The 9792-nt window shown below is 72.3% G+C and carries 7 protein-coding genes; 3 read left to right on the top strand and 4 right to left on the bottom strand.

Annotation, left to right across the window (positions count from 1 at the left end):
* The 3 genes from PSH25_RS02920 to PSH25_RS02910 form a co-directional block, all read left to right on the top strand.
* Positions 1–709: lytic transglycosylase domain-containing protein (locus PSH25_RS02920; protein WP_238657507.1), on the top strand; the 709-nt coding region annotated here is incomplete at its 5' end.
* Positions 710–781: 72 nt separating this feature from the next.
* Entirely contained in the window at positions 782–1798 is a 1017-nt protein-coding gene (locus PSH25_RS02915; protein WP_238657508.1) for a GNAT family N-acetyltransferase, read from the top strand.
* A gap of 92 nt (positions 1799–1890) precedes the next feature.
* Entirely contained in the window at positions 1891–5169 is a 3279-nt protein-coding gene (locus PSH25_RS02910) for a lamin tail domain-containing protein (protein ID WP_238657506.1), read from the top strand.
* Between the two features lie 68 nt (positions 5170–5237).
* Here PSH25_RS02910 and PSH25_RS02905 read toward each other — a convergent pair whose 3' ends face one another.
* The 4 genes from PSH25_RS02905 to hemC all read right to left on the bottom strand — a co-directional run.
* A complete protein-coding gene (locus PSH25_RS02905; RefSeq protein ID WP_274526917.1) occupies positions 5238–5813 on the bottom strand; it encodes a helix-turn-helix transcriptional regulator in 576 nt (191 codons plus the stop codon).
* A 459-nt stretch (positions 5814–6272) separates the two neighbouring features.
* Positions 6273–7256 carry a porphobilinogen synthase gene (gene hemB / locus PSH25_RS02900; protein ID WP_238657504.1) on the bottom strand — a complete coding sequence of 328 codons (984 nt, stop codon included), beginning with the start codon at positions 7254–7256 and terminating at the stop codon, positions 6273–6275.
* Between the two features lie 20 nt (positions 7257–7276).
* Complete coding sequence (locus tag PSH25_RS02895; protein ID WP_112584249.1) at positions 7277–8857, bottom strand: bifunctional uroporphyrinogen-III C-methyltransferase/uroporphyrinogen-III synthase; 1581 nt, start codon at positions 8855–8857, stop codon at positions 7277–7279.
* The coding region (hemC, locus tag PSH25_RS02890) for a hydroxymethylbilane synthase (protein ID WP_238657502.1) at positions 8854–9792 on the bottom strand (939 nt) is incomplete at its 5' end. The genes hemC and PSH25_RS02895, both read right to left, overlap by 4 nt.

Raw genomic sequence — 9792 nt, 5'->3', positions numbered from 1 at the left:
CGCCTCCGCCGCGCCGACCGGGGTCGCACCGTCGGGGGTCCCGTCCGGCCTGCCCACCGGGCCGCTGCCGACCCTCCCGCTGCCCAGCGGCGGGTTGCCCGGCAACGGGCTGCCGACCGGGTCGGTGATCGGTGGCCGACCGTCGGACGCCCTGGCCGGCTGGGCGCAGCAGGTCGGCGCCAAGGTCGGTGTCCCCGCGGTCGCCATGCAGGCGTACGGCTACGCCGAGCTGGTGCTCGCCCAGACCAACCGCAGCTGTGCGTTGAGCTGGACCACGCTGGCCGCGATCGGTCAGGTCGAATCGGGGCACGGCTCGGCCAACGGCGCGCGGCTGGGGCAGGACGGCAAGGCGCTGCCCAACATCATCGGGCTGCCGCTGGACGGGAACGAGGGTCGGATGCGGATCATCGACACCGACCGTGGGGCGCTCGACGGGGACGCCACCCTCGACCGCGCCATCGGGCCGATGCAGTTCATCCCGACCACCTGGCAGGAGATCGGCGCGGACGCGGACAACGACGGCCGCAAGGACCCGCACGACCTGGACGACGCCGCCCTGGCAGCGGGAAACTACCTCTGCAAGGGCGGCCGAAACCTGAGCATTCCGGGCGACTGGTGGAACGCGATCCTCTCCTACAACGATGTACGGCGGTACGCCCAGGACGTCTACGACACCGCGAACCGGTACGGACGGGCCAGTCGGTCGTGAAGTGATCGTCTCGATACGTTGGAGAACTGGACACTTCCCCCGGGCCTCTGTTAGCGGCAAGCTAGACGGGTGATGGTGCGCGAGTGGGACCCCAGGACCGCGTCGTCCGCCGAGATCGCGTCGCTGTTGGCCACGCTGAACGCGGTCCTGGCGGCCGATCTGCCGCAGGACCCGCCCTGGCGGGAGACTTCGATGCGGGAATACCTCGGCGAGGTGATGCCCGGCGAGCGGCGGATCTCCTGGATCGCCCAGGCCGAGCCGACCACCCCGGGCGACACGGGCGCGGTGCTCGGCCAGGTGCACGTACTCCTTCTGGGTGACATCGGCGTGCTCGAGGTGCTGGTGCACCCGTCCGCGCGGCGCACCGGCCTCGGCCGTGACCTGGTCCTGCGTGCCGCCCGTCGGGTCTACCAGGAGGGCTTCCAGTCGATCGGGGTCGAGGTCGTCGGCGACACCCCCGCGGTCGGGTTCTACGAGTCGCTCGGCTTCAACCGGGAGTACGTGGAGACGCGCAGCGTCCTCGACCTGACCGCGGTGGACTGGGCCGAGCTGGCCGAGATGGCCACCGGCATCGGTGCGGGCTACCAGCTGGAGTTCTTCCCGGGCGGGCCGCCGGACGACCTGATCGAGGCGTACGCGCGGGCCAAGGCCGAGGTGCGCGACGTCGACGACGGTGAGCTGCGGCCCAGCTCCTACGACCCGGAGCGGCTGCGCGACAGCCTCGACACGCTGCACCGGCGGGGCATGAAGCCGTACATCGTGCTCGCCCGGCACGAGCAGAGCGGTGAGGTGGCCGGCCTGACCGAGGTGGTGGTGCCGGCGCAGCACCCGACCCGCGCCGACCAGTACGACACGATCGTCGCGCAGGATCACCGGGGCTACGGCATCGATCGGGCGATCAAGGCCCGCATGCTGCTGGAGCTGCGCTCCGCCGAGCCGGAGCTGATCGAGGTGCAGACCTGGAACGCGCAGGCCAACGAGGCGATGCTCAAGGTCAACGCGGAGCTGGGCTACCGTCCCGACCGGGACTGGTGCGAATACAGCGTCGACGTCGCTGAGCTGGTGCACCGCCTCGATCCGCCACGCTGAGGAATTCACGAAACTGTCCACTAGGGGATGGACGGTGGACAGTCGGGCACCTTAACGTGCGTTGACCCCCATCCACCCAACGTGGAGGCCCTATGCGCCCGCGCCGCTCAATCGCCGCGCTCGCGACCGCCACCGCCGCCGTGACCATCACGGCGCTCGGCGTCGCACCCACCGCGGCCAGCGCCGCGCCCACCGACCTGTTCATCTCGGAGTACGTCGAGGGTTCGTCGAACAACAAGGCGATCGAGCTGTTCAACGGCACCGGCGCCGACGTCGACCTGGCGGCCGGCGGCTACCAGTTGCAGCTCTACTTCAACGGCTCCACCACGGCCACCACGATCGCCCTGACCGGCAGCGTGGCCGCCGGCGACGCGTTCGTGTTCGCCAGTGCCTCGGCCGGGGCCGCCGTCCTCGCCCAGGCCGACCAGACCACCGGGGCGAGCCTCTTCAACGGTGACGACGCGATCGTGTTGCGCCGGGGCACCACCGTGCTCGACTCGATCGGCCAGGTGGGTGTCGACCCGGGCACCGAGTGGGGTGCCGGCGTCACCAGCACCGCGGACAACACCCTGCGCCGGTTGCCGAACGTGGCCGCCGGTGACACCGACCCGTCGGACGCGTTCGACCCCGCCACGCAGTGGGCCGGCTTCCCCGTCGACACGTTCGACGGGCTGGGCGCGCACACCGTGGACGGCGGTGGCCCGGTCGACGTGCCGGCCACGGTGACCTGTGGCGGGCCGCTGGTCACCGCCGCCGGCACGGCCGCGAGCCGCGAGGTGACCGCCGTCGACCCCGACGACACGGTCGTCGACCTGGCCGTGACCGCGATCAGCCCGAGCCCGACCGCCGGCTCGATCACCCGTACCGCCTTCACCCCCGCCGACGGGGTGGGCGGCACCGCCCGCGCCACGGTCGGCGTGAGCGCCGACCTCGCCGCCGGGGCGTACACCGTCACCCTCACCGCGACCGACGCCGGCGGTGGCGCCGCGAGCTGCGCGCTGGTCGTGCAGGTGACCCGGGAGCTGACCGTCGGCGAGGTGCAGGGTCCGACCACCGACGCCGAGTCCGGTCCGGCCGACCGGTCACCGCTCGCACCGGCGAGCGGCAACGGCACGAGCAGCACGCTGTACGACGTACGCGGCGTGATCACCCAGTTGACCCTGGCCCGCACCTCGGCCGGGGCGGAGCAGCACGGGTTCTTCCTGCAGAGCCGCGTTGGTGACGCCGACGGCGACCCGACCAGCTCCGACGGCATCTTCGTGTTCATGGGCACGTTCACCTCGCTGATCGGCGGTTACGTGCCGACGGTCGGCGACGAGGTCGTGCTGCGGGCCCGGGTGTCGGAGTACTACAACTTCACCCAGCTCTCCGGCGCGTCGCTGGTCCGCCGGATCGGCGGTGGCCTGGCCGTGGACACCGCGGTCGCGGTGACCGACGCGGTGCCGCCGGCCGTGCTCACCGACGCGGAGCGCTTCTGGGAGCGGCACGAGGGCTCCCGGATTCAGGTACGCGCGGGCAGCGGCGCGGTGAGCGGCCGGGACGTCTTCTCCTCCACCGCCGACGCGGAGCTGTGGGTGGTCGACCGCGACGACCCGCTGCTGGACCGCGACGACCCGTACTCCCGGCGGGTCTTCCGTGATTCGCACCCGCTGGACAACGACCCGACCCGCCGCTTCGACGACGGCAACGGCCAGCGGACGCTGCTCGGCAGCATGGGCGTGAAGGCCACCGCCGGGGACAGCGCCGCGCTACTCCCGCCGGCACACACCTTCGACACGCTGCGGACGGACGCGGTGGGCGGGGTCTACTACTCGTTCGAGAAGTACGGCGTCCAGGTCGAGCGGGCGGAGTTCGCCGCCGGGGCCGACCCGTCGAAGAACAGCCCGCCCAAGCCGGCCGACCGGTCGCAGGAGGTGGCCGTGGCCACCTACAACGTGGAGAACCTGTACGACTACCGTGACGACCCGTTCGACGGCTGCGACTTCGCCGGTAACGCCGGTTGCGTGGGCGTCGCCCCGCCGTTCGACTACGTTCCGGGCAGCGAGGCGGAATACCGCGAACAGCTGGCCGCGCTCGCCGACCAGATCGTCAAGGACCTGCACGCACCGGATCTGATCCTGGTGCAGGAGGCCGAGGACCAGGACATCTGCACGGTCTCCGGGGCGGCCCTGAGCTGCGGCGACACCAACAACGCCGATGGCGCTCCGGACAGCATCCAGGAGTTGGCGCTCACGGTGGCGGCGGCCGGTGGGCCCGCGTACGCCGCCGCCTATGACCGGACCGGCGCGGACGCCCGCGGTATCACCGCGGCGTTCCTGTACCGCACGGACCGGCTGTCGCTGGCGGCCGCGACGGCGAACGACCCCCTGCTGGGCTCGGCACCGACCGTTCAGTACCGGGCTCCGGGGCTGCCGGCCAACGCCGACGTGCAGAACCCGAAGGCCCTCAACGCGGTGTTGCCGGCGGATGTGGACACCTCGACCGGTCGGGACGGGAACAACGTCTTCACCCGTGCTCCGCAGCTGGGCAAGTTCAGCGTGGCCGCGGCACCCGGCTCGACCGAGCGGTTCACCCTGTACGCGCTCAGCAACCACTACTCCTCGGGCCCGGACGGCCGGGTCGGGCAGCGGCGGGAGCAGGCGCGCTACGGCGCGGCGATCGTGACCGCGATCGAGGCGGCCGACCAGACCGCCCGGGTGGTCTACGGCGGGGACCTGAACGTCTTCCCCCGCCCGGACGATCCCATCGCCACCGGTGACCGGCCCACGCCGTCGGACCAGCTCGCCCCGCTCTACGAGGCGGGCCTGCACAACCTGTGGGACAACCTCGTCGCGGACGTGCCGGCCTCGGCCTACTCGTACAGTTTCGAGGGGCAGGCGCAGACGCTCGACCACCTGTTCGTCAACGACGCGTTCTACGGCGACCTGGTGCAGGTGCGGGCCGCGCACATCAACGCCGACTGGCCGGCGGAGTTCGCCGGTGACGGCTCGCGGGGTTCCAGTGACCACGACCCGCAGGTGGCCCGGTTCCGGTCCCGTGCCTCGTTGACCGTGGCCGACACGGCGGTGACCGAGGGCGACCAGGGCACCGGGCAGCTCACCTTCACCGCCACCGTGTCCCGGCCGCTGTCCCAGTCGGTGCTGCTCTGCGCCGCCACCGTCGGCCTCACGGCGCAGGCGGGTTCGGACTTCGACCCGTACGCCGGCTGCAAGGTGTTGGCCGCCGGGCAGACGTCGGTGGCGTTCCCGGTGACGGTGCGCGGTGACCGTAAGCGGGAGGCCGACGAGAAGCTGACGTTGCTGGTGGCCGGCGTGCCCGGCCTGCGGCTGGCTGATCCACTGGCGACCGGAACGATCACCAACGACGACTGATCGGGGAATGAGGTCGACGACGGCCCGCCGCCCCGAGTGGGGTTCGGCGGGCCGTCGTCCATCCTGCATCAGCGGTACCGCCAGGGCTGTGGCGGCGGCGGATCCCCGCGGTGCCTGGCTACCCGCACCTCCCATCGGCTGCGCCGACGCATCGCGTCCCGGACCTCCCGATTGCGGTAGAACGTCTCGGGCGGGCGGGCCAGCCCGTAGATGTCCGCCCACCACTCCCCCGGCTCCGGGTCGAGGATGGTGTCCAGGTGCGACGGGTAGCGGCGCCCCGCACCGTCGCGCGTGTCGTCCCAGTCCCGCATCGGCCTGAGCACCCGGCCGAACTCGTCGACGACGGCCAGCCGACATCCGACGACCCCGATGATCCGGCGGAGCAGCTCGATACTGGGAACAGTCCGACCGGCCTCGATGCGGCCAATGGTCGCATGGTGCACCCCCGCCCACCGGGCCAGCTCACGTTGACTCAGGTCAGCGTGACGACGGACCGACCGGACGATGCCAGCGACCGGCCACGGGGATTCGGAGGGCTCGCTGAGTATGACTTTCCGCTGCGCGACGTTGGGGCTCGGACCGTCGGGGATCCAGCTGTCGGCGCCAGGTGCTCCTGTATCCGGGGGTGTCGGTGAATCGTCCATGCCGCCACCGTCCTGGCTCGCTCCGTTCCTCGCAGTCCCGTTTTGCGGGCCTGTGGACAACGGAAGGACCTGTGGACAACCGGGCGCTCGTCAGCGCTGGGAAGGTGGCTCCCGCACGGCCGGCGAAACCGTGGCTATCGAGCAGCACGTCCTCGCCGCAAGGGGGCGGGAACCCAACCCCAACCTTTTGCCTTTGCTCTGCACCCCGATAGGCACCGGTCACGGTCCGTAGCCGTCGCCTCCGCGGGTGCAGAGCAAAGGCAGGCATGGAGAGGTCGGGGCCAGGGGTCCGCGAGCCGAGACGGCGTCGGGGCCAGGAAACCCCCAGCCGAGACGGCCGTCGAGGCCAATCCGTCAGAAGCGGCCCGGAGCACAGCCGTCAAGGCCACATACGATGCCCGCTTCGCCGCGCGCGTCACGAGCGGTGCGCGGTCAGCCGATGGTCTTAGGCGGGGCCGCTCAGTAGCGCTGGCGGAGCAGGCCGGCGGCCTCGACGGCCCAGTAGGTGAGGATGACCTGCGCGCCGGCCCGTTTGATCGAGGTGAGCGTCTCCAACATCACCCGCTCCCGGTCGATCCAGCCGTTCGCGGCGGCCGCCTCGACCATCGCGTACTCACCGGAGACCTGGTAGGCGGCGACCGGGACGTCCACCGCGGCCCGCACCGCCGACACCACGTCGAGGTAGGGCAGCGCCGGCTTGACCATCACCAGGTCGGCGCCCTCGGCGACGTCGAGCGCGACCTCGCGCAGCGACTCCCGCAGATTGGCCGGGTCCTGCTGATAGGTGCGCCGGTCGCCCTCCAGCGCCGACTCCACCGCCTCGCGGAACGGACCGTAGAAGGCGGAGGCGTACTTCACGGCGTACGCCAGCACGGAGACGTCCTGGTACCCGGCGGCGTCGAGCGCCCGGCGTACCACGCCGACCTGGCCGTCCATCATCCCGGACGGCCCGACCATGCCGACCCCGGCGGCGGCCTGGGCCACCGCCATCTCGGCGTACGCGGCCAGGGTGGAGTCGTTGTCGACCTCGCCGTCGGGGGTGAGCAGCCCACAGTGCCCGTGCGAGGTGAACTCGTCCAGGCACAGGTCACTCATCACCACCGTGGCGTCGCCCACCTCGGCGACCACGTCGCGGATGGCGACGTTGAGGATGCCGTTCGGGTCGATGCCACCGGAGCCGGTCGGGTCCCGCTGCTCCGGCACGCCGAAGAGCATGATCCCGCCGACACCGGCCTGGACCGCCTCGGTGGCCGCCTTGCGCAGCGAGTCCCGGGAGTGCTGGAGCACCCCCGGGAGCGACCCGATGGCTCGGGGCTCGGTCAGCCCCTCCTTGACGAACATCGGCACGACCAGTTCGGCCGGGTCGACCCGGGTCTCGGACACCAGCCGGCGGACCGCCGGGTTGCGGCGCAGTCGGCGGGGCCGGATCTCGGGGTACGACATGGAAGGGCCTCCTCGAACGGCTACCGGAAGCGCAGGGCGGTCGGGCCCTGCACCTTCGAGCCACGGCGCTGCTTGGCCGGCATGGCGGCCAGCTTCTCCCGAAGCTCGACGGCGTAGGCGGCGAGCGCCTCCACCAGGTCGGGCACCGAGGCGTGCGGTGGCTGGACGTCGACCCGCAGGCCGAACTCCGTCGCGGTCTCCGCGGTCTTGGGCCCAATGACCGCAACAACGGTCCGGGCGTGCGGCTTCCCGGCGATACCGACCAGATTGCGCACGGTCGAAGACGAGGTGAAGAGCACCGCGTCGAAGCCGCCCGACTTGATCGCGTCGCGGATCTCGGCGGGCGGCGGAGCGGCCCGCACCGTCCGGTACGCGGTCACGTCGTCGACCTCCCAACCGCGCTCGGTGAGCCCGGCGGCGAGCGTCTCGGTGGCGATGTCGGCGCGCGGCAGCAGCACCCGGCCCACCGGGTCGAGGATCTCGTCGTGCGGCGAGAACTCGGCCAGCAGACCCTCGGAGGACTGCTCCCCGGCGGGGATCAGCTCCGGCTGGATGCCGAACGCGCGGACCGCGTCCGCGGTGGCCTCACCGATGCAGGCGATCTTGACGCCGCCGAAGTGTCGGGCGTCGAGGCCGTGCTCGGCGAACTTCTCCCAGACCGCGCGGACCGCGTTCACCGACGTGAAGATCACCCACGCGTACCGGCCGTCGACCAGGCCCTTGACCGCCCGCTCCATCTGCGCCGGAGTGCGCGGCGGCTCGACCGCGATGGTCGGCACCTCGCACGGGATCGCGCCGTAGGCCCGCAGCCGGGCGCTCATCGCGCCGGCCTGCTCCTTGGTGCGGGGTACGAGCACCTTCCAGCCGTACAGCGGGCGGTTCTCCCACCAGCTCAGCTTGTCGCGCTGCCCCACGCCGACACCGACGGTGAGCACCACCCGGCCGGTGAAGCCGAGCGCGGCGGCCACGAAGCTGTCCACGGTCGACGTGGTCGTGTACTGCGTCTCACCGGTGCCGTCGCCGGTCACCCCGACGCCTGTGGTGCCGTCGACTCCGGCGGCGAGCAGTCCGTCCCGGACGGCGGCGAGGTCACCGGCGTCCACGGCGAGCGCGAGCGAACCCCGGCCGACGGCCGTGGCCAGCGCCTCGAAGTCCAGCGCGCTGACGTCCTCGACGTCGGCGGCCGTACGCACACCCGGCAGCGGGACCCCGGCGTAGGTGGCCACGCCCTCGGCCTGGCCGACCCCGGGCACCACCTCGAAGTGGGCGGCGGTGCGGGCCACCGCCTGCACCTCCTTGACCACCGAGTCGTGCCCGAACGGGTCGCCGGCGACGAGGTGCACCGCGTTCAGCCCGGAGCGGGCCGCGGAGATCAGCACCTTCGCCACGTCCCCCGGCGCGCCCTCGGCCGGGGTGAACTCGGCATCGTCCCTGGCCTCGGCGCGAACGACGGTGAGCAACGACTCCGGGACTCCCCGGTCGTAGATCACCTGGTCGGCGTCGACCAGGGCGTCGTGGGCCCGACGGGTCAGCAGGCCCGGGTCACCGGGGCCAGCCCCGACGAACGCGATACGGCCGACGGGCTTACGGGTGCGGGTCATTCTGTGCTCCCAAATTGCTGGGTCCCCGGGCCGGTGTGTCCTTCGTGGCCGAGGATCGAGTCGGCGCCGAGTTCGAGGAGTTCGGCGGCGAGTGCCTTACCGATCTCCGCCGCGTCGGCGGGCGTTCCGGTGCGGGACAGCCGGAGGTCACGAGTGCCGTCCGGGCTGATCACCGCCCCGCGCAGGTAGATCTCATCGCCGGTCTCGCCTTCGGCGAGTTCGGCATAGGCGGCGACGGGTGCGCTGCACCCGGCCTCCAGGGTTGCCAGAAACGCGCGTTCCGCGGTGACCGCGGCACGCGACGGTGCGTGGTCGAGCACCGCGAGCAGCTCGACCAGGGTCTGGTCGTCGACCCGGCACTCCACGGCCAGCGCGCCCTGAGCGGGCGCGGGCAGCATCAGCATCGGGTCCAGCGATTCGGTGATCACGTCGAGCCGGCCGAGTCGGGCCAGACCGGCCCGGGCCAGGACGACGGCGTCGAGGTCGGCCTCGGGGCCGAGCACCCGCGCCAGGCGGGTGTCGACGTTGCCGCGGATCGGGGTGACCTCCAGTTGCAGGCCGAGGGCGTGCAGCTGGGCGATCCGGCGCAGCGCGCCGGTGCCCACGGTGGCCCCGGGCGGCAGCTCGGCGAGCGTCCGGCCGTGGCGGGCGACCAACGCGTCGCGCGGGTCCTGCCGGGCCGGCACCGCGGCGATGTGCAGCCCGCCGGCGGCAGCCGTGGGCAGATCCTTGTACGAGTGGACCGCGAAGTCGATCGTCTTGGCGGTCAGCGCGTCACGCAGGGCGGAGACGAACACCCCGACGCCCAGCCGGTGCACCGGCGCGCTGGAGCGGTCGCCCGCGGTGACCACTTCGACCAGCTCGACGGGGCGGCCGGTGGCGGCGGTCACCGCCTCGGCGATCTGGCCGGACTGGGCCATCGCCAGGGCGCTGCC

It is taken from the genome of Micromonospora foliorum (assembly GCF_022229015.1).
GTDB lineage: Bacteria > Actinomycetota > Actinomycetes > Mycobacteriales > Micromonosporaceae > Micromonospora > Micromonospora foliorum.
Note: the sequence above shows the minus strand (reverse complement) of the source record. Positions and strands in the feature narration are given on the sequence as shown.

What these genes read in the sequence shown, in the direction of transcription:
- PSH25_RS02915 (WP_238657508.1), top strand. Translation starts at nt 782, where the DNA reads ATGGTGCGCGAGTGGGACCCCAGGACCGCGTCGTCCGCCGAGATCGCG.
- PSH25_RS02910 (WP_238657506.1), top strand. Translation starts at nt 1,891, where the DNA reads ATGCGCCCGCGCCGCTCAATCGCCGCGCTCGCGACCGCCACCGCCGCC.
- PSH25_RS02905 (WP_274526917.1), bottom strand. Translation starts at nt 5,813, where the DNA reads ATGGACGATTCACCGACACCCCCGGATACAGGAGCACCTGGCGCCGAC.
- hemB (WP_238657504.1), bottom strand. Translation starts at nt 7,256, where the DNA reads ATGTCGTACCCCGAGATCCGGCCCCGCCGACTGCGCCGCAACCCGGCG.
- PSH25_RS02895 (WP_112584249.1), bottom strand. Translation starts at nt 8,857, where the DNA reads ATGACCCGCACCCGTAAGCCCGTCGGCCGTATCGCGTTCGTCGGGGCT.